The sequence below is a fragment of the Qipengyuania zhejiangensis genome, assembly GCF_035607565.1.
In the GTDB taxonomy this organism is placed as follows: Bacteria; Pseudomonadota; Alphaproteobacteria; order Sphingomonadales; family Sphingomonadaceae; genus Qipengyuania; species Qipengyuania zhejiangensis.
In genome coordinates this window covers 487,631-506,928 of sequence record NZ_JAYKGO010000001.1, presented here as the reverse complement: position 1 = coordinate 506,928, position 19,298 = coordinate 487,631, and the positions used below count along the sequence as shown (strand labels likewise).

The 19,298-nt window shown below is 64.1% G+C and carries 16 protein-coding genes; 9 read left to right on the top strand and 7 right to left on the bottom strand.

The window, feature by feature from the left end:
* Position 1 precedes the first annotated feature (1 nt).
* The 3 genes from VR863_RS02415 to VR863_RS02405 form a co-directional block, all read right to left on the bottom strand.
* Positions 2-1,429 carry a circularly permuted type 2 ATP-grasp protein gene (locus VR863_RS02415; protein WP_324826834.1) on the bottom strand — a complete coding sequence of 476 codons (1,428 nt, stop codon included), beginning with the start codon at positions 1,427-1,429 and terminating at the stop codon, positions 2-4.
* Between the two features lie 63 nt (positions 1,430-1,492).
* Positions 1,493-2,257 carry an esterase/lipase family protein gene (locus tag VR863_RS02410; RefSeq protein ID WP_324826833.1) on the bottom strand — a complete coding sequence of 255 codons (765 nt, stop codon included), beginning with the start codon at positions 2,255-2,257 and terminating at the stop codon, positions 1,493-1,495.
* Between the two features lie 43 nt (positions 2,258-2,300).
* Complete coding sequence (locus VR863_RS02405) at positions 2,301-2,843, bottom strand: DUF3617 domain-containing protein (protein WP_324826832.1); 543 nt, start codon at positions 2,841-2,843, stop codon at positions 2,301-2,303.
* 98 nt (positions 2,844-2,941) lie between these two features.
* Here VR863_RS02405 and uvrB point away from each other — a divergent pair, with 98 nt between their 5' ends.
* The 4 genes from uvrB to VR863_RS02385 are packed head-to-tail and all read left to right on the top strand — an operon-like array spanning position 2,942 to position 8,030.
* Positions 2,942-5,128, top strand: a complete 2,187-nt coding sequence (uvrB, locus tag VR863_RS02400; protein WP_324826831.1) for an excinuclease ABC subunit UvrB — start codon at positions 2,942-2,944, stop codon at positions 5,126-5,128.
* Entirely contained in the window at positions 5,116-5,877 is a 762-nt protein-coding gene (locus tag VR863_RS02395) for a hypothetical protein (protein ID WP_324826830.1), read from the top strand. Before uvrB ends, VR863_RS02395 begins: the two co-directional genes overlap by 13 nt.
* A 26-nt stretch (positions 5,878-5,903) precedes the next feature.
* Complete coding sequence (locus VR863_RS02390) at positions 5,904-7,403, top strand: S10 family peptidase (RefSeq protein ID WP_324826829.1); 1,500 nt, start codon at positions 5,904-5,906, stop codon at positions 7,401-7,403.
* Positions 7,404-7,457: 54 nt separating this feature from the next.
* Entirely contained in the window at positions 7,458-8,030 is a 573-nt protein-coding gene (locus VR863_RS02385) for a hypothetical protein (RefSeq protein WP_324826828.1), read from the top strand.
* On the opposite strand, the gene VR863_RS02380 is transcribed toward VR863_RS02385, so the two are convergent.
* Positions 7,936-10,086: a protein-disulfide reductase DsbD family protein gene (locus VR863_RS02380; RefSeq protein WP_324826827.1), complete on the bottom strand. Its 2,151-nt coding sequence runs from the start codon at positions 10,084-10,086 to the stop codon at positions 7,936-7,938. The two genes, VR863_RS02385 and VR863_RS02380, sit on opposite strands and share 95 nt — an antisense overlap.
* A 25-nt stretch (positions 10,087-10,111) precedes the next feature.
* Here VR863_RS02380 and VR863_RS02375 point away from each other — a divergent pair, with 25 nt between their 5' ends.
* Complete coding sequence (locus VR863_RS02375; RefSeq protein WP_324826826.1) at positions 10,112-11,326, top strand: FAD-dependent monooxygenase; 1,215 nt, start codon at positions 10,112-10,114, stop codon at positions 11,324-11,326.
* 3 nt (positions 11,327-11,329) lie between these two features.
* Here the strand turns inward: VR863_RS02375 and VR863_RS02370 are convergent, their stop codons facing one another.
* The 3 genes from VR863_RS02370 to hemC are packed head-to-tail and all read right to left on the bottom strand — an operon-like array spanning position 11,330 to position 13,879.
* Positions 11,330-12,214, bottom strand: a complete 885-nt coding sequence (locus tag VR863_RS02370; protein ID WP_324826825.1) for a hypothetical protein — start codon at positions 12,212-12,214, stop codon at positions 11,330-11,332.
* A gap of 55 nt (positions 12,215-12,269) precedes the next feature.
* Positions 12,270-12,953, bottom strand: coding sequence for a uroporphyrinogen-III synthase (locus VR863_RS02365; protein ID WP_324826824.1), 684 nt, complete (start codon positions 12,951-12,953; stop codon positions 12,270-12,272).
* Positions 12,950-13,879, bottom strand: coding sequence for a hydroxymethylbilane synthase (hemC, locus tag VR863_RS02360; RefSeq protein ID WP_324826823.1), 930 nt, complete (start codon positions 13,877-13,879; stop codon positions 12,950-12,952). Before hemC ends, VR863_RS02365 begins: the two co-directional genes overlap by 4 nt.
* A gap of 45 nt (positions 13,880-13,924) precedes the next feature.
* Between hemC and tsaD the strand changes: the two genes are divergently transcribed.
* From tsaD to VR863_RS02340, 4 genes are all read left to right on the top strand, one after another.
* Positions 13,925-14,965: a tRNA (adenosine(37)-N6)-threonylcarbamoyltransferase complex transferase subunit TsaD gene (gene tsaD, locus VR863_RS02355; protein ID WP_324826822.1), complete on the top strand. Its 1,041-nt coding sequence runs from the start codon at positions 13,925-13,927 to the stop codon at positions 14,963-14,965.
* On the top strand, positions 14,962-15,954 hold the full coding sequence (locus VR863_RS02350; protein ID WP_324826821.1) for an NAD(P)H-dependent glycerol-3-phosphate dehydrogenase: 993 nt from the start codon (positions 14,962-14,964) through the stop codon (positions 15,952-15,954). The genes tsaD and VR863_RS02350 overlap by 4 nt, the downstream gene beginning before the upstream one ends.
* 23 nt (positions 15,955-15,977) lie before the next feature.
* The gene (locus tag VR863_RS02345) at positions 15,978-17,453 is read left to right on the top strand and encodes a lipopolysaccharide biosynthesis protein (RefSeq protein WP_324827558.1); all 1,476 of its coding nucleotides are present in this window, start codon (positions 15,978-15,980) and stop codon (positions 17,451-17,453) included.
* 95 nt (positions 17,454-17,548) lie between these two features.
* Positions 17,549-19,273, top strand: a complete 1,725-nt coding sequence (locus VR863_RS02340) for a vWA domain-containing protein (RefSeq protein ID WP_324826820.1) — start codon at positions 17,549-17,551, stop codon at positions 19,271-19,273.
* Positions 19,274-19,298: the final 25 nt, after the last annotated feature.

Here is a 19,298-nt window from a genome sequence, read left to right as displayed (position 1 = left end):
ATCAGTCCTTAAGCACCCAAGTGTCCTTGGTGCCCCCGCCCTGGCTTGAATTCACGACCAGCGATCCTTCCTTCAGCGCAACGCGGGTCAGGCCGCCCGGCGTGATGTCCACCTTGTTCGGCGACACCAGAACGTAGGGCCGCAGATCGACATGGCGCGGGGCCAGTCCCTTCTTGGTGAAGATCGGACAGGTCGAAAGCGCCAGTGTCGGCTGGGCGATGTAATTGGCCGGTTTCGCCACCAGTTTGCGGCGAAACTCCTCGATTTCCTTCTTGGAGGATGTCGGGCCGATCAACATTCCGTATCCGCCGGACCCGTGGACTTCCTTGACCACCAGCTCCTCGAGATTGTCGAGCACATATTTTAGGCTCTCTTCCTCGGCACAGCGGTGCGTCTCGACATTGTTCAGCAGCGGCTTTTCGCCGGTGTAGAATTCGACGATGTCGGGCATGAAGGAATAGATCGCCTTGTCGTCGGCGACGCCGGTGCCCGGGGCGTTGGCGATGGTGACACCGCCAGAACGATACACATCCATGATGCCTGGCACGCCAAGCATGCTGTCCGGGTTGAAGCTGAGCGGATCGAGGAATTCGTCGTCGACACGGCGGTAGATCACGTCGACCGGCGTGTAGCCATGCGTGGTCCGCATCGCGACCCGGCCGTTCACCACGCGAAGATCGCTGCCTTCGACCAGTTCCGCACCCATCTGATCGGCAAGGAAGGCGTGTTCGAAATAAGCCGAATTGTAGATACCCGGCGTCAGCACCGCGACCACGGGCTTGCCTTCGGTGCACTTGGGCGCACAGGCGGCGAGGCTCTTGGCGAGGCGGCGCGGATAATCCGAGACGCTTTCCACTGGAACGCGCATGAACAGTTCGGGGAACATCGCCATCATCGTTTCGCGGTTTTCCAGCATGTAGCTGACACCCGATGGCGTGCGGGCGTTGTCTTCCAGCACGAGGAATTCGTCGGGACCCGTGCGAACCAGATCGATGCCGACGATATGGGTGTAGATACCGCCGGGCGGGGTGAAGCCCACCATGTCGGGCAACCACGCCTCGTTGTCGCGAAAGAGATGTTCGGGAATGCGTCCGGCGCGGATGATCTCCTGCCGGTGATAAAGATCGTGCATGAACGCGTTGAGGGCAGACACGCGCTGTTCGATCCCGCGCGTCAGCTTCCGCCATTCGGCCGCCGTGATAACACGGGGCACCATGTCGAACGGGATCAGCCGTTCTTCGGCTTCATCTTCGCCATAGACGTTGAAGGTGATGCCGGTTTTGCGGAAATTCGTTTCCGCTTCCCCGTGCTTGCGGCGAAGGAGAGCCGTTTCCTGATCGTTGAACCAGCTGCAGTAATCGGAATAAGCGGGTCGCACGTTGCCATCAGCATCGCGCATCTCGTCGAACTTATCGGTACTGCCGGTCATGGTCCTCCTAGATCTTGGATAGGAGTCTTAAGACCACCTGCTCCACACGAACACAAGCCCTCATCATCCGTCCAGTTCCCCCAATACCGCGATCACGGCCTCATTGGTCAGAACGAACCCCATGTGCGAACAGCGCAGCGCCACTGCGCGATCGCGTTCCCCCGGTCGCCCGCAGGCCGATCGGGGGTGCACGATGCCATCGCGCGGGCTCCATAGCGCCACGGTTTCCACCGGCGGTTTTTGGGCCGGTACGGTGTCGATTTCGGGTTCGTCCACGCGATGACCGGCAATCGCCTGATAGGCCCGCCAGCCGTTGTTCGCGCGCGGGCTGCCCGAAAAGGGCGAACCCATGGTTACGACCTTGGCAACCTTGCAGGGGTGCTTCTTGGCCAGTTCGCGGGCCATTACGCCCCCCAGGCTCCACCCCACCAGCACGATCGGTTCGCCTGCACGCTCGAATACCGACAGCAGGCGTTTTTCCACCCTGGCAAACCGTTCGGCGGTGGCGCCCAGATTATATCCCAGCCCCCACCGCTTGGTGGTGTGTCCGGCCTGTTCCAGCTTTCGCGCCATCCAGCGCATCCGGATCGGATGCGCGCCGAAGCCGGGCAGCAGCATCACTGTCTTGGGGCGGCTTGCGGGGGTGATGTCCAACGGCTTGGAGAACGCGCGGCGAAGCGGTTCGACCGGCCACAGGAATTCGCGCAGCAACAGCGGCAAGCGCGGACCGCGCGAATCGTCGGGGCTTGGCTCGTTTGCCAACGCCCAGCGTCGCGCGATTTCCGCGCGATCGAGTGCAGCGCTGACTTTGAACGGTAATGTTGTCATTGCTTCGTCATAACGCACGAAGCGCCGGTTGCGGTCCCGCGAATTAGTTTGTCACGCTGGCGTCGCAGTCACCGATGCGTTCGTGTTTGGTGTTCATGACCATCTTGCCTTCGCCCTGACCGGGTATCGTGCCCTGCATGGTCATGGTCATGTCGGATCCAGTCGGTGTGCCGTTTCCTTGCATGGTCATCCGCATCTCCTCACCGCTTCCGCCCGAACACGCCATGACGGCATCGATCGATCCGCCGTCGACGTCGAATTTTTCGAACTTGCAGCTGTCGTCCTGCGATTCGCGGGCCATTTCCTCGAACCCCTTGTCGGCGTCTTCCTGGCTCATGCAATATTCGAAGCTGCGGCTCATCGCGCCGCGCATCATCTCAACCGCTTCGGGCGGTGCGCCGGGTGCCTCGAACGAAACCAGTTCGGTGGTTGCGCGGTACTGGCCCGCCAGTGGCTTGACCATGTCACGCGCAGCCTCGGCCACTTCCTCGTTCGAAATGGTGCCGTCGCCGTCGGCATCCGCGCCGTCCGAACCGCAGGCCGAAAGCGACAGTGCAGCGGCGCCTGCCAGGAAAATCATGCGCATAGATCTTGCTCCCTTGGATAGGCCCGAAGGCTAGCAGCCCCGGTGGCAACCGCAAGACGCCGTTGCAGGCTGCCGCCGCGTTCCCCATATGTGCGCACATGAGCGAACTCGTCATCCGCCGCGGTCTGGAAGAACCCGATACAACCGGGGATTTCGTGCCCCACAAGCCGGCAAGGCCGGAAAAATCGATGGGCGGCAGGCCGTTCAAGCTGGTCAGCGACTATGAACCGGCTGGCGACCAGCCCACCGCGATTGCCGAACTGGTCGGCGCAGCCGAACAAGGTGACCAGACGCAGGTTCTGCTGGGCGTCACTGGCTCGGGCAAAACCTTCACCATGGCCAAGGTCATCGAATCGATGCAACGTCCGGCGCTGATCCTTGCGCCGAACAAGATCCTCGCCGCCCAGCTCTATGGCGAATTCAAGAGCTTCTTCCCCGAAAACGCGGTGGAGTATTTCGTCAGCTACTACGATTACTACCAGCCCGAAGCATACGTCCCGCGGTCCGATACCTATATCGAGAAAGAAAGCTCCGTAAACGAGGCGATCGACCGGATGCGCCACTCGGCCACCCGCGCCTTGCTGGAGCGCGACGACGTAATCATCGTGGCATCGGTGTCCTGCCTCTATGGTATTGGCTCGGTCGAAACCTATTCGGCCATGATCTTCGATATCAAGAAGGACGAAACGGTCGATCAGCGAGAGTTGATCCGCAAGCTGGTTGCCCTGCAATACAAGCGCAACGACGCCGGATTTTCCCGCGGCAATTTCCGCGTGCGCGGCGACAGCCTGGAAATCTTCCCTTCGCATTACGAGGACATGGCGTGGCGCATCAGCTTCTTCGGTGACGATATCGAGGAAATCAGCGAATTCGATCCGTTGACCGGCAAGAAGGGCGCCAGTCTCGACAAGGTGCGCGTTTACGCCAATTCGCACTACGTCACGCCCGGCCCGACGATGAAACAGGCGAGCGAGGCCATCAAGTTCGAGCTGACCGAACGCCTGAAGGAACTGCACGAAGAAGGCCGCCTGCTCGAAGCCCAGCGGCTGGAGCAGCGTACGAATTTCGACCTTGAGATGATTGCTGCCACCGGATCGTGCGCGGGCATCGAGAATTACAGCCGCTTCCTGACCGGCCGCCTGCCCGGCGAACCGCCGCCGACCTTGTTCGAATATCTGCCCGAAAACGCCCTGCTGTTTGTCGATGAAAGCCACCAGACCGTGCCGCAGATCGGCGCGATGGCCAAGGGCGACCACCGGCGCAAGATCACGCTGGCGGAATACGGCTTTCGCCTGCCGTCCTGTATCGACAACAGGCCGCTGCGGTTCAACGAATGGGACGCCATGCGTCCGCAGACATTCGCCGTTTCGGCCACACCGGGCAATTGGGAGATGGAGCAGACCGGGGGTGTGTTTGCCGAACAGGTCATTCGCCCGACCGGGCTGATCGACCCGCCGGTCCAGATCAAGCCGGTCGAGGACCAGGTTCAGGACTGCATCGAGGAATGCAAGAAGGTTGCGGCGCAGGGTTATCGCACCCTTGTCACCACGCTGACCAAGCGTATGGCCGAAGACCTGACCGAATTCATGCACGAAGCCGGCGTGCGCGTGCGGTACATGCACTCCGACGTCGAGACGCTGGAACGTATCGAGTTGATCCGCGATTTGCGGCTGGGCGTCTATGACGTGCTGGTGGGTATCAACCTGCTGCGCGAAGGCCTCGACATCCCCGAATGCGGGCTGGTGGCGATCCTCGATGCTGACAAGGAAGGGTTCCTGCGGTCCGAAACCAGCCTTATCCAGACCATCGGGCGCGCCGCGCGCAACGTCGACGGGCGGGTAATCCTGTATGCGGACCGGGTAACCGGAAGCATGGAACGCGCCATGGCGGAAACCGACCGTCGCCGCGAAAAGCAGCGCGCCTACAACGAAGAACACGGCATCACGCCGACCACGATCAAGCGCCAGATCGCGGACATCGTCGCCCACACCGCATCGCAGGACGGTGTCACGGTGGGCACCGGCGACGATGAACGCAACAACCTCGTGGGTCACAACCTGCGCGTCTATATCGAGGATCTGGAAAAGCGCATGCGCAACGCAGCCGCCGATCTGGAATTCGAAGAAGCGGGCCGTCTGCGTGACGAGATACGGCGGTTGGAAAATGACGAGCTTGGTCTTGCAGATAGCGACAAGAAGGCCCCGCTTGTCGGTCGCAGCAACGAAGGAAAGCCGGGCACGCGCAAGACACGCTACGGCAAGTCCCAGCGGAAATGGGGCGGCTAGCCGCGTTTCTCCTGGCGTTGGCATCCGCCCTTGCGGCGATGCCGGCGTTTGCCGCGCCCGAACTGGAGCGGTTTGAGCGGGCCGGTCGCGCATACTATTTCCAGCCCGCGCCCCAAGATGGCCCCAACCCTGCGCGATTGCTGGTCTATTTTCACGCGATGCAACGCGGCGATCCGATCGGGATAGAGCGCCAGACCGGGTATCTGGACGCGCTTTCGCGCTGGGCCGCTGCCCACCGCATGGCGTTGCTGGTTCCGCTTGCCCGCGAAGACCGGTGCGAAGGGCTGGAGGACCGGAACCGCGACTGGTTTTGCTGGCCTGTGCGCGATGCGGCCAGGCAGATGCGTTCGCTCGATCGCTGGATCGATACCCTGCAGCAGCCACACGGACCTTTTGCAGGACGGCAGGCGGCGGGCCTGTCGCGCGGCGCCTATTTCCTGTCCGTCGCCTGGGCCGAAGGATCGCTCAACGGCTGGGCCGGCGTGGGGTTGTTATCCGGCGCGCAGAGCCCGCGTGTCTGGCGCATCCGCAACGCGCCCCCGATCGCCATTGAGTATGGCCGGCACGACCCGGGCAACGCGGCATACGTGGGGCAATTCATGGACCGGCTGGGCCGCGAAAGCGCCGACACGAATCCATGCCTGCGCGAAATGCAAAACGGGCACTTGCCCACGCCGGATGGATTTACCGATTTCCTCGACTTCGTTGAAAACTGCCGCATCGCCGCCTCCAGCGCCCGTTTGCGTTAACGCGTGGCTTTGCCATAGAGGGAATCATGACACTTCGCCTTCTTGCCGCCACAGCCGCACTCGCCCTTTCCGCACCGCTTTTCGCGCAGGACAAAGGGCAAGCCACCGAAACGAAATCCGCAATCACGATCGATCCGCAGGTGCGCGTGCGCGACCTTGTCGGCACGTTTGGCGGCCAGCGCATCTCCTACCGGGCAACGATCGGCGAAACGGTCCTGACCTCCGGCGACGACAAGCCCGAAGCGGTCATCGTCACCACCAGTTATGTGAAGCAGCCCCTCGACAAGTCACGCCCGGTTTTCTTTATTTTCAACGGTGGGCCGGGTTCGGGGTCGGTGTGGCTACAGATGGGCGCTTTCGGACCCAAGCGCGTGGCCATCCCGTCGGACGCGCGGGACGATGGCGCCCCGCCCTACCCGCTGGTCGACAATCCTGACAGCCTGCTCGATGTTGCCGATCTGGTCTTCATCGACCCTCCGGGCACCGGTTTCAGTTACCTGACGCCCGGGACCGATCCGGCCAGCTATTACGGCATAAACGCCGATGCCCGCGCAGTCGGGCAGGTCATTCGCCGGTGGATCAACGAAAACGGGCGCTGGAACAGCCCGAAGTATGTCGGCGGGGAAAGCTATGGGACGACCCGCACGGCCGCTCTGGCAAACGAACTGGAAGGCGGCACCTACAACGATGTCGCCCTGAACGGATTTGTCCTGATTTCCACGATCCTGGACTTCGCAGCCCGCGAACCCACGCCGGGCAACGAAATGGCTTACGTGATGACCTTGCCGAACATGGCCACGGCTGCGTGGTTCCACGGGAAAGCCGAAGCCCCTTCGGTGGAAGCGATTGCCCAGCAGGCACGCGAATTCGCCATCGGTCCATACGCCGCGGCGTTGATGAAGGGGCAGGATCTGCCCGCCGCCGAACGCGCCACCGTGCGGGCGGAACTTTCGCGATTGACCGGTCTTTCGGAAGAGTATCTCGACCGGGCGGAACTGCGCGTTACCGACCAGCGGTTCTACAAGGAATTGTTGCGCGACCGCGGGCAAACCATCGGCCGCCTCGATTCCCGATACACCGGGCGCGATTACGATGCGGCCGGCGAAACGCCCGACAACGACCCCAGTTTTTACGGCATCGACGCAGGATATACCGCTGCGATCAACGCCTGGGCGCGCGATACGCTGGGCTTCGAAACCAAGCGCGAATACCAGTCCATCGGGCGCGAGCCGGGGCGCAGCTGGGAATGGTCGCTGGAAGGCCAATTCCGCGGCGCCTATCTCAATGTCGCGCCCTATATCGGCACCGCCATGCGCGAAAATTCGGGCCTGCGAACGTTCGTCGGCCAAGGATATTACGATTTTGCCACACCGTTCTTCGGGGCGGAATATTCCCTCAATCGCATCGGCATTCCGCAGGACCGGGTCGAGTTCCATTATTATGGTGCGGGCCACATGATGTATATCCGCGACGAGGATCGGGCCAAGCTTTCCAGCGATATTCGCACCTTCATTCGATCCCGCTGAGGACAGTCGATGCGGGTAGCTTGAATGGCGGCGCGGCTGTGCCATAGCGCACGGATGGCTCGCGCATCCGTTTTCACCCTGTTACCCTTCGTTGCATTGGCGGCCTGCCAGCCGCCTGCATCGGATGAATATGTCGAACGTTCGCGCATCGCCCAGTCCGGCGAAGGCGCATCGCAGCCCATCACGTCCCCCGATACCACCGGGGCGATCTGGGCACCGGGGGGCAAGGACACGCGCCTGCTCTACGGCAAACCGGGGGAACGCCCGCTGTTCGCGATCGAGTGCGTTGACGACGCAGCCGGGCCGCGCATCGCCTACACCCGGTTTGCGGCGGCCGATCCGCACGCCAAGGCCTTGCTGGCATTGATCGGCAACGGCCACGTGGCCCGGTTCAAGATCGACGCCGTGCAGGTCAACGATGCGTGGCTGTGGCAGGGATCTGTCGAAGCCGATATTCAGGGCCTCGACGCATTGACGGGCACGCGCGATGTCGAAGCCACGGTTCCCGGTGCGGGCAGCATCATCCTGAACGCTAGCGCGCTTCCGGGGGAACTGGTGGAGAACTGCCGGGCGCAGCCGAACGTCGAGCCGACGCCAGGGCCTTCTGCACCAGAAGATCCGGCGTAAGGACCTGCGGAAGCTGTTCGGCGTCCGCGCCGGGTTCATACCACAGGTATAACGGCACCCCTGCTGCCCCCTGACGGGTCAACGCGCGCGAAATCTCCTCATCACGCAACGTCCAGTCGGCGCGCAAGGCAACCACCCCGGCGTCCCCGAATGCGGCCTTGGTCGCTTCGCGTTCGATCGCGACGCTTTCGTTGACCTTGCAGGTTACGCACCAATCGGCGGTAAACCACACGAACACCGGCTTGCCCGATGCGCGCGCACGGGACAGCGCCGCCTCGCTATAGGGAACAGGCGCGAGCAGACTTGCCGATGCGCGGGCCTGTTCCTGCGGCTGGGGCAGGAAAACCAGCGCGGCGGCCACGGCCAGCCCGAGGGCGACGAGAACCGGCCCCGCACGACCCTTGCGCTGGAGTTTGCCCGCCAGGAACAGCCACATCACCAGCACCGCCCCGAGAAGGCCGACGATGAACAGGAAATTCACGCCCCCGATGCGCCAGACCAGCCACAGCAACGCAAGGGCCGTCAGCCCCATCGGCACGGCCATCCACCGCCGGAACCGCTCCATCCACGGACCGGGGCGGGGGAGCCGATTGCGGATCGACGGCACGAACCCCACGGCCAGGAACGGCAAGGCAAGGCCGATCCCCAACGCGACGAACACCATCAGGCCATAAAGCGGAGGAATTACCAGCGCCGCACCCAGCGCGAGCGCCATGAACGGGCCTGTGCACGGGGTGGCGACGAAGGCGGCCAGCAACCCGGTCGTGAACGATCCGCCGCGCGACGGGCCGCGCCCGGAAATCGCCATTCCGGGAACCTCGTAAAGGCCAAGGAAATTGGCGGTAATCGCCAAAGCCACCAGGAACAGGCCGACGACGACCGTTGGGCTTTGCAACTGGAACGCCCATCCCACCTGTTCGCCTGCCGACCGAAGCAGGAGGATCGCGATGCCAAGCCCCGAGCACGCGATCACGATCCCCGCGGTATACGCCAACGCATCGGCGCGGGCCGCGTGCTGATCCCCCCCCGCCTTCGCCAGCGCAATCGCCTTCAGGCTGAGGATCGGAAAAACGCACGGCATGATATTCAGCAGCAATCCGCCGACCAGTGCCCCCAGCAGCAACGGCAGAAGATCGGGCACCGCTCCGCCCCGGATTGGCTTCACCCCTTCAAGCGGCACGTCCGCGGGGTAGGCTGTGAACCGGACCCCGCGTCCATCGCCAAGGTCGATCAGCCCTTCGACCGCTTCGGGACGCGGCATGGCCTTCATCGGCCCCGTGGCCGGCACATCGAAATCGCGGATCGGAATTTCGGCAACCAGCAGATCGCCTTCGCGAAGGAAAGTCTGCACGCCCGAATACACCACCTGCTGACCCGCACCGATTTCACTGGTGGCAATGAAAACATGCGGTTGCCCCAGATCGCTGGCCGCAGGCAAGGGGATGCCGATCCGCAGCCTGTCACCCTTGAATTCGAAACCCGCCCGACTGTCGAGCGGGGGCACGATGCGTGCGCGCCAACTGTCGAACTGCGGGGCTGCGTATCGGTCGGCGGTCAGGCTCAACTCGGCACGCTGGGGCACACAGATCGTGTCTGTGCAGGCAAGGTATTCGGCCGTCCCGCGAAGGGGGCCAAGATCGTTCCTGTCCACGCCTGCGGGAATCGTGACCGGCACCAGCACGGCATATTCGCCTTCGAACACATGGTTCATCAGGTCGCCGATCACCAGCGTGCGGGGCATCGGATACAAAGCCTGGCCGAACCATTCCTGCGGCCAGGACCATTCGACCTCCATGCCCAGCCCGGCATCGCCCGGATTCGACCAATAGCCGTGCCATTCGTCCGAAACCGGGGTGAAGTGGAGAGCGAGTGTCAGTGTTTCGCTGCCGTCATCGGCGATGCGCGGTGTATCGGCAAAAATCTCGGCGCGGATGTTCGTATCGCCGACGCCGCCGGGTTGGGCGGTTACCGCCGCAGCCCACAACGCCGCGCACGCCAGCGCCAGCATCGCGAACGCAAGCGACCAGCCGCGCACCATTGTCCTTGCCTCGCTCATGCCCGTGCATCTAGAGACACGGCCTATGGACGACAAGCGAGACCTGCTGATCCTGGGCGGTGGCCTGGTGGGAATGACCCTAGCGCTTGCCGCCGCCAAAAAGGGTATCTCCAGCCATCTGGTCGACCGGGCCGACCCCGCCGACCTGACGTCCGAAAACTTCGATGGGCGCGCTTCGGCCATATCGACGGCAAGCTGGCGCCTGTTTCGCAACATCGGCGTTGAAGAAACGCTCGAACCGCATGGCTGCGATATCGCGGCAATCGCCGTACTCGACCAGATGAAACCGGGCCGCCTTGATTTTCGTCCCGAACCGCACGAAGGCACGCTGGGCCGGATGTTCGCGAACCGGCAGTTGCGCCTGGCGCTGCACGAAGCCGCCGCGAAGGAACCGCTGATCGCGTGGCACGCCCCTGTCGAAGTCGTTTCGCGTGAGCGGGGCGAATTCGGCGTATCGGCCACTCTGGCAGACGGCACCGTTCTGAAAGCGGCGCTGATGGTGGGGGCCGAAGGCCGCCGGTCGCCCACGCGCGAGGAAGCGGGTCTCAAGATGGCCAGCTGGGATTACAGCCACCGCGCGATGATCGCCGGTCTGGACCACTCCAAATCGCATGAAAACGTCGCCTGGGAAATCTTCTACCCTGACGGGCCCTTTGCCTTGCTGCCAATGATCGACGGGCCGCAGGGCCAGCATCGCAGCGCTCTGGTATGGACCGTCGATGAAAAGGACGCCGCCGGCGTGCTCAAGCTTTCGGATCGTGCGTTTCTTGCCGAAGTGCACAAGCGCATGGGCGATATTCTCGGCGAACTAACGCTCAACAGCCCGCGCTCGTCATGGCCGCTCAGCTTCCAGCACACTGCCCGTATCGTGGGTGACCGGCTGGCGCTGGTCGGGGACAGCGCGCACGGGATGCACCCGATTGCGGGTCAGGGCCTGAACCTGGGCCTGCGCGATGTGGGTGCGCTGGTGGAAGTGCTGGACGAAGCCATGCGGCTCGGCCTCGATTTGGGCGATGCGCAGGTGCTCAGGAAATACGAAGAGTGGCGCGCGCTGGATGCGATCATGGTGATGGGCGCGACGGATGGCCTGACCCGCCTGTTCGGGGTGCCCGGCAAGGCCGCGAGCGCAATCCGCCGCTTTGGCATGGCCGGGGTCCAGCGATCGGGCTGGCTCAAGCGGTTCTTCATGGACGAAGCGCGCGGCGTATCGGGCAAGCTGCCCGAAATGCTCAAGGCCTGACGCTTATTCTTCCGCCGGGCTAGGCTGCTCGATCCGGTTGCCCAGCCCGTCACGCAGGCGGCGCGGTTCGAGAACTGCGGACGTTTCAATCAGATCGAGCGCACGCTGCGCCGCTGCATAGCGTTCGGCATCGCGGATCCAGCCTTCGGCGTTCGTGGCACCCGGCAGGTTCTTCACTTCGGCAATGGCCGCTTCGGTCCGGCCGCTTTCGAGGAACAGGCGCGCGCGTTCAAGGCGGCGCTGGGGCTGCGGCGATGGCGCGCTTTCGCGGCGGATCACGAACAATTGGGACAATTCTTCGCGAAACCGTTCGAAACCCGCCTGTTCGGTGGGTTCGGAAAGGCGCGGCGACAGACCTTCGAGGCGGGCGATCAACTGGTCGAGCGTAATCGGGTCGCGGCTGGTGCGGATGATGGTATCCACGGCATTGGGCATGGCATCACCGAACCGCAACCGCAGCTGGTCTGCGAGAAACCCCAGTTCTGCGCCCTTTTCCAGCGCCCGCCGGGTGGCGAAAGCGATCAGCAGGCCTTCGGCGCGCGCGGCGTTGCCGGCGGCAGCCTGGGCCTGGAGGTCCAGGCGCGAAAGACGTTGCTCGGCAGCGGCGAGGCGCTGGTCGATGCCGCCCTGCGTTTCTTCGACCCGCTGGACCGCCTTTTGCGCCGCTTCGCTTGCGGTCGCGCTTGGCGTGGGGCGCGGGGATGCGGACGGGCTGGCGGCAATCGCCTGCGGTTCGCCGGTCGCGGTCGATGCGGCATCGCCGTCATCCGTCATCCGGTAGACAAGATAGCCCGCGACGGCACTGCCGAGCAGGAAAGACGCAAGCACAGCAACGAGTACGGGCCGCATCGACGGACCTTTGCGTCTGGTGCTGGTATATTCGTTCATCGAGTTCCGTTCTGCGACCACGGGCACCGGTTTGCCCGATGCATCCTTTTCTCGTTCACAAGTTTTGGCACAAAGATTTCGCCAAGGCCAGTAGCTCGCTGTCGCCCGTCCCGTCTGCAATGTGAACGGAACGCCACCCTTCACCGGCCATCTCGGCGACCCGGGGACCAATCGCGGCAATATCGACGAGCGACCGGTCGATCCTGTTCAGATCGCATTCGGCAGCCAGGCGCACCGCCGCCGCGCCCGAATGCAGCGCAGCAACCCCGCCAATTCGCAGTTTTTCCACGCCCTCGCCCGCCAGCGGCCTGGGGATGGCGCGATAGACAACCCGTGTTTCGATTGCGATGCCATCAGGGGCGGACAAGGCGACACGGTCTTCGCCCGCAAGCCGAAGCAGCCGTATTTCGCGCCCGTCCAGTGCATCGACAACACGCTGCAACCCGCCTGAACCGGTTTGCCCGACGATGAAGCCCGCGCCTCGTGCCGCATCGGCGGTCGCCTGTCCGACGGCATGGACGGGGAGGCGCTGCAAAGTCTTCAGCCCAGCCCCGCCGTGACGAAACACATTTGCGCTGCCGACCAGAATCCCGCCGAAATCCGCCGGATCGGGCGCGTCCCAAGGGACCGGTTCGACGGAAAACAGCGGTGCACCGTGCACATCCAGTCCCATCGCCCGGGCAGTCTGGGCCGACAGGGTCCATCCCGGTTCGGGCCGGAACAGAAACAGCGGTTTCATGGGACTGATCCGAAATGCGCGGTAATTTCAGGCGGAGACTCGTTCAGCAAGGCGCGCGCCAGATCAAGCGGTGCCTGCGTATCGCCAGCCTCGAAGCGGGCTTCGTCACCAATCCGCACCTTCCCGTCAGGGCTGAAGATCGCGGCGCGCAGATGGATGCTTCCGCCAGCCGTGTCGCTCAGTGCGGCGATCGGACTGCTGCACCCGCCCCCCAGCCCTTCCAGCAGGCGGCGTTCTGCCATCACTTCGGCATGGCTGGGTGGATGGTTGATTGCGGAGAGGTAATCACGGGTCCGGTCATCCCCCGTGCGGCATTCGATGCCGATCGCAGCCTGTGCGGGCGCGGGTAACCAGTCTTCGGGGGCGAGGCGAACGCCGACCGCGTCTTCGCCCAACCGGTCCAGACCGGCGGCTGCCAGGAAGGTGGCATCGGCTTCCCCGGCAGCCAGCTTGGCCATCCGCGTCGCCACATTGCCGCGAATGCCCACCACGGCGAGATCGGGCCTCAGGTGTAGCAATTGTGCGGCGCGGCGCGGCGCGCTTGTGCCGACACGCGCGCCGTGCGGTATCTCGGCGATGGACGCTGCGCCCAGCAGCCTGTCGGCCTTGTCGGCGCGCGGCAGGATCGCGGCAATGGCGATCGCTTGGGGCCGCAGGGTTTCCACGTCCTTCATCGAATGCACAGCGGCATCGATGCGGCCTTCGACCAACCAGAAATCCAGTTCGCGCGTCCACAGCGCCTTGCCCCCGATTTCGGCCAGGGGGCGATCCTGTATCTTGTCGCCGCTGGCCACCACGGGGACCAGTTCGACCGCCGCTTCGTCCCATCCGTGAGCGGCGCACAAGCGTGCGCGCGTCTCGTGCGCCTGCGCCATGGCAAGCGGTGACTGGCGGGTTCCGAGGCGAATGAGTGGGGAGGCCGGCATAGCGTTTCCTTGCTCTAGCGGCCCAGCGCGTTAAGGGAAAGCGCCATGGCCCTTGTGCTCGGCATCGAAAGTTCCTGCGATGAAACCGCAGCGGCGCTGGTGGACAGCGACCGCCGTATTGTCGCGCAGCGCATCGCGTCGCAGGACGCGGATCACGCGCCCTATGGCGGCGTCGTCCCCGAAATCGCCGCACGCGCCCACGCCGAACGGCTCGCCCCGATGATCGAAGGCGTTCTGTCCGATGCAGGCGTGACACTGGCCGAATGCGACGCGATCGCAGCGACGGCCGGGCCGGGCCTGATCGGCGGCGTCATGGTTGGACTGGTGACGGCAAAAGCGCTGGCCATGGCAAGCGATACGCCGCTTATCGCGATCAACCATCTTGAAGGCCACGCGTTGAGCCCGCGCCTTGCGGACCCGCGAATCGCTTTTCCCTATGCCCTGCTGCTGGTTTCCGGCGGCCATTGCCAGATCCTGCGGGTCGACGGCGTGGGGCAATACCGCCGCTTTGCCACGACCATCGACGATGCGCTGGGCGAAGCGTTCGACAAGACGGCAAAGATACTGGGGCTGGGCTTCCCCGGCGGACCCGCGGTCGAACAGGCGGCGAAGGAAGGCGATCCCAAGGCTGTGCCCCTGCCCCGCCCGATGGTGGGCAGCGGGGAACCGCATTTCTCGTTTGCCGGTTTGAAAAGCGCGGTCCTGCGCGCCCATGACAGCGGCAAATATGGTGCCGCCGATATCGCGGCCAGCTTTCAACAGGCAGCCGTCGATTGCGTAACCGACCGGTTGCATATCGCGCTTTCCCGGATGGACGACGTCGACACGCTGGTTGTCGCAGGCGGGGTTGCGGCGAACGCAACCGTACGCGCCGCGCTCGAAACGCTGGCGCAGGACCATTCCATGCTTTTCGCTGCGCCCCCGCCGAAACTGTGCACCGACAACGCGGCGATGATCGCGTGGGCGGGCATCGAACGCCTGGCGATGCCCACGTTCGCGCCCGACCCGCTGGACATTTCGGCACGTCCGCGCTGGCCCCTCGATCCCGGGGCTGAACCCGTGCGCGGCGCAGGGGTCAAGGCATGAGCCGCGTCGGTGTTCTTGGTGCAGGCGCGTGGGGAACGGCCCTTGCCCAGATGCTCGCCAGCGACGGCCGCGATGTGCTGATCTGGGCGCGCGAGGACGAACTGGTGGCGGAAATCAACGCCAGCCACACGAACACGCTGTTCCTGCCATCGGCCAGTCTGGCACCCAGCATCCATGCAACCGGCGACCTGACCGAAATGGCGGCGCTCGATACCCTTCTGGTGGTTACCCCGGCCCAGCACATGGGCCGTGTTCTCGAGTCCATGCCTTCGCATCCGCGCGATCTGGTTCTGTGTTCCAAGGGCATAGAGGCAGGCAGCGGTCGGTTGATGAACCATGTGGCCCGCGATGCGGCCCCCGGCAGCGCCATCGCCGTCCTTTCCGGCCCCACGTTCGCCCATGAAGTCGCGGCCGGTCTGCCCACCGCGGTAACCCTGGCCTGCGGCGGCGGCGAGGAGCAATGGGAGCGGATTTCCCCCGTCGTCGCGCGCCCGACTTTCCGACCGTATTTCTCCGACGATGTGACCGGCGCGGAAATCGGCGGAGCGGTGAAGAACGTGCTCGCCATCGCGTGCGGCGTGGTCGAGGGGCTGGGCCTTGGCCAGAACGCCCGCGCCGCGCTCATTGCGCGCGGATATGCCGAAATGCTGCGGTTCGGCGAAGTGCTGGGCGCCCGCACGGAAACGCTCGCCGGCCTGTGCGGCCTTGGCGATCTCGTGCTGACCTGTTCGTCCACATCGAGCCGCAATTTTTCGCTCGGCAAGGCCCTTGGCGAAGGGCAGAGCGCGGCGGAGCTGATGGCCGACCGGCGCACTGTTGCCGAAGGCGCGCACACCGCTCCGGTACTGGTCGAACTGGCGGCGCGCCACGGTGTCGCAATGCCCATCGTGACTGCCGTTTACGGCCTCATCAAGGGCGACGATCCGCACACGACCGTGTCGGGCCTGTTGTCGCGCCCCCTGCGCGCCGAACAGGAGAGCGCTGCGTGACAGCAGCCCAATCCGACGAAGACATGACCGCACTGGCCAAGGGTGGCAGGCAGAATTTCATCGGTTTCCTGCTGCGCCTGCTGGCGCGCCTGCCCTTCCTGTTCATTGCCGGGCGCCTTTACGGACCAGAAGCGCTGGGGCGGTTTGCATCCGCGCTGGTCGTGGTGGAACTGGTCGCACTGGTTTGCGCAATGGGCGAAAAACGCGGTCTGGCGCAGCGGCTTGCCGACGGAGAGGAAGCGCATCCGGCAAACCTCGTCTATGACGGGATGCTGCTGGCGCTATTGTTTTCAGGACTTGCCGCCGCGTTCTTCTGGTTCGTACCGGCACCGCTGTTTCCCAGCGGCGAGTTTACCGAATTCGATCGGCTGATCGTTTTCGCGATCCCCGGTTACGCGCTGACCGAGATCGTGCTGGCTGCCCAGGCATATCGGTATGACATTGCCACCACCGTGCGCGCGCGCGCCGTGGTGGAACCCTGGACGATTTCGATCATGGCCGGGGTTTTCTGGTTCCTGCCGCAAACCAGCCAGTCCGGCCTCGCGCTGGCCTACCTCGTGTCGATCTATGCCGGTCTGGCCGTAGGGCTGTGGGCGTTCTTCCGCAGCTATGGCCGCCCGCGCGGCTGGCGTCCGCACCCCGTTTACATGGCCCGGATGACCGCGCGTGCATTGCCGCTGGCAACCGCCGATGCGATCGAATGGGGCACGCGCCGACTGGATATCTTCATCCTCGGCCTGTTTGCCGCGCCGACGGCTGTTGGCGTGTATTACATCGCCCAACAGGTCGCCAGCTTGCCGCAAAAGCTCAAGACCAGTTTCGAGCCGATCCTGGGTCCGGTCATCACGAAGAACCTCAAGACCAGGAACTACGACGCGATTGCCAAACAGGTTTGCCAGGTGGGGTTCTGGATCGTCGCCATGCAGGCCGGCATCGCTCTGGCGCTGGGCGTGCCGGGCGAAGCGGTGATGGGACTGGTTGGGCCGGAATTTGTCGGCGGCACCGGGGCCCTTGCCTTTCTTCTTATCGCCGAAGTGGTGGCCGCCACCGCGGTCGTATCCGAAGCGGTCCTTATTTACGTGGCGCGGGTCAAGAACCTGTGGATCTCCATCGGTACCATCGCGCTGCAGGGTGTACTCACGGTAATCTTCATCCAGGCCATGGTCGCAGGCGGTTACGGCGAACCGTACAAGGCCGCCGCCGCTGCAATTGCATTGGCCCTTGCGCTGGGGACCGCCAGCCTTGTGAAGGCCTTCGTCCTGTCCCGTTTCCTGGGCCAGACGATCAACAACTTCCGCTGGGCGCTGGTCTATGCAACCGCGCCAGCGGTGCTGGTGGGCTGGCTGGCGACGCGCCTGCCGGAATGGGCCGAACTTGCCTTCGGTGTCCCCGCCATTCTCCTCGTCTATGGTTTCGTGATCTGGCACCGCGGATTCGGACCCGAGGACAGGGTCCTGTTCCGCCGCAATGTCGACAAGGATCCGTCGGACCAAGACTGATCGGTTTGTCCCTGTCACGGCACGTTCAGTCGGCGTTCACGCCCTGATGATGTAACTGTGTATCACAGACATGTTGGGGAGGTTTGCCGATGAGAATGACCAAGATCGCCACCGCCTGCGCGTTGGCCGCATTGATTGCAGGATGCGCTTCGAGCCAGGGCGAGGAAATCGTCCTGACAAGTGGAAAGGCCACGTCGCAGGACGGGAATGCACCCCCGCCACCGCCGCCGCCACCGCCACCGCCCCCTCCGACCCTGTCAACGCAGGCCGTCGTGGTGACCGGATCCAGGGTCAAGGCACCGATGTATGAATCGGTTGCGCCAATGATCGTGGCCGCGCCGGAAAGGGTCGTCGACGAGGCGACCGGCCAGACCGTCATCGACACCAGTTACCGGTATTTCCCCCCGGTGTTCGTGCCCACGCAGCCCAGCCGGGACCAGTATCACGGAGAGGAAGTCTCCCCGGTCAAGATGGTGGCCAACGAACCGGTTTCCACCTTCTCGGTCGATGTCGATACGGGTGCCTATACGAACGCGCGGCGGTTCATTTCCGAAGGGCAGCTTCCGCCCAAGGGCGCGGTGCGAACCGAAGAATTCATCAATTACTTCCGCTACGATTACGATCGTCCGGCCGATCGCGAACAGCCCTTTACCGTCAACACCGATGTCGCGGTTTCGCCGTGGAATTCCGATACTCGGATCGTCCGCATCGGGTTGGCCGGGTACGAACTGCCCAAGCAGGATCGCCCCCCGGCAAACCTGGTGTTCCTGCTCGATGTGTCGGGTTCGATGTCGAGCCCCGACAAGCTCCCCCTGGTCAAGACCGCCATGCGCCAGCTGGCGGGCCAACTGACCGACAAGGATCGCATCTCGATCGTCGTTTACGCCGGTGCAGCGGGCCTCGTGCTCGAGCCGACGAACGACGAGCGCAAGATCAGGGACGTGCTCGACCAGTTGGAATCCGGCGGCTCCACGGCGGGCGGAGCGGGCATCGAACTCGCCTACCGCGTGGCCGAAGCCAACCGGATCAAGGGCGGCGTAAACCGCGTGATTCTGGCAACCGACGGTGATTTCAACGTCGGTACATCCGACCGGGACGCCCTGATCGAACTGATCGAGGCCAAACGGGACAGCGGCACAACGCTCACCGTGCTGGGCTTTGGGCGTGGGAACCTCAACGATGCGATGATGGAACAGGTCGCCGATCACGGTAACGGCAATTACGCGTATATCGACAGCGCTCTCGAGGCCCGCAAAGTGTTGGGCGACGAGATGGGCGCAACCCTTTTCACGATCGCCAAGGATGTGAAGATCCAGGTCGAATTCAACCCCGCAGTGGTCAGCCAGTACCGGCTCGTCGGGTACGAAAACCGGTTCCTGCGTGAAGAGGATTTCGACAACGATGCCGTCGATGCGGGCGATATCGGTGCCGGCCACCAGGTAACCGCGATCTACGAAGTGGTGCCCGCAGGCGCCAGGGGATGGATCAGCGAACGCCGCTACGAAACACGTCCCGACGAACGCGCCTTGCAGCTTGCGGCCGAAGCCGCGCACATCAAGCTGCGTTACAAGAAGCCCGGCGGCGATGTGTCGAAATTGCTGACCTACACGCTTCCCGCCAGCGCGCTGCGCACCGCGCGCGCACCGGTCGGCGATTTCGCCTTCGCCAGCGCTGTGGCGGCTTTCGGCCAGAAACTGCGCGGCGACCCGCTGCTGGCCGGTTTCGATTACGACCGCATCACGGCGCTCGCCGGCAGCCCGCGCGACTTCTGGCGGCAGGAATTCATCCAGCTGGTGAAGACGGCGGACAGCCTCGACTAGGGCGCTTGGCAGGCGGGTCGGCTGG

Bases quoted from the DNA above. Each gene is read 5' to 3' on its own strand.
- VR863_RS02350 (WP_324826821.1), top strand. From the start codon at position 14,962: ATGAGCCGCGTCGGTGTTCTTGGTGCAGGCGCGTGGGGAACGGCCCTT.
- VR863_RS02380 (WP_324826827.1), bottom strand. From the start codon at position 10,086: ATGAGCGAGGCAAGGACAATGGTGCGCGGCTGGTCGCTTGCGTTCGCG.
- VR863_RS02410 (WP_324826833.1), bottom strand. From the start codon at position 2,257: ATGACAACATTACCGTTCAAAGTCAGCGCTGCACTCGATCGCGCGGAA.
- VR863_RS02415 (WP_324826834.1), bottom strand. From the start codon at position 1,429: ATGACCGGCAGTACCGATAAGTTCGACGAGATGCGCGATGCTGATGGC.
- tsaD (WP_324826822.1), top strand. From the start codon at position 13,925: ATGGCCCTTGTGCTCGGCATCGAAAGTTCCTGCGATGAAACCGCAGCG.
- VR863_RS02370 (WP_324826825.1), bottom strand. From the start codon at position 12,214: ATGAACGAATATACCAGCACCAGACGCAAAGGTCCGTCGATGCGGCCC.
- VR863_RS02390 (WP_324826829.1), top strand. From the start codon at position 5,904: ATGACACTTCGCCTTCTTGCCGCCACAGCCGCACTCGCCCTTTCCGCA.
- uvrB (WP_324826831.1), top strand. From the start codon at position 2,942: ATGAGCGAACTCGTCATCCGCCGCGGTCTGGAAGAACCCGATACAACC.
- VR863_RS02385 (WP_324826828.1), top strand. From the start codon at position 7,458: ATGGCTCGCGCATCCGTTTTCACCCTGTTACCCTTCGTTGCATTGGCG.
- VR863_RS02345 (WP_324827558.1), top strand. From the start codon at position 15,978: ATGACCGCACTGGCCAAGGGTGGCAGGCAGAATTTCATCGGTTTCCTG.
- VR863_RS02340 (WP_324826820.1), top strand. From the start codon at position 17,549: ATGACCAAGATCGCCACCGCCTGCGCGTTGGCCGCATTGATTGCAGGA.
- hemC (WP_324826823.1), bottom strand. From the start codon at position 13,879: ATGCCGGCCTCCCCACTCATTCGCCTCGGAACCCGCCAGTCACCGCTT.
- VR863_RS02365 (WP_324826824.1), bottom strand. From the start codon at position 12,953: ATGAAACCGCTGTTTCTGTTCCGGCCCGAACCGGGATGGACCCTGTCG.
- VR863_RS02395 (WP_324826830.1), top strand. From the start codon at position 5,116: ATGGGGCGGCTAGCCGCGTTTCTCCTGGCGTTGGCATCCGCCCTTGCG.
- VR863_RS02375 (WP_324826826.1), top strand. From the start codon at position 10,112: ATGGACGACAAGCGAGACCTGCTGATCCTGGGCGGTGGCCTGGTGGGA.
- VR863_RS02405 (WP_324826832.1), bottom strand. From the start codon at position 2,843: ATGCGCATGATTTTCCTGGCAGGCGCCGCTGCACTGTCGCTTTCGGCC.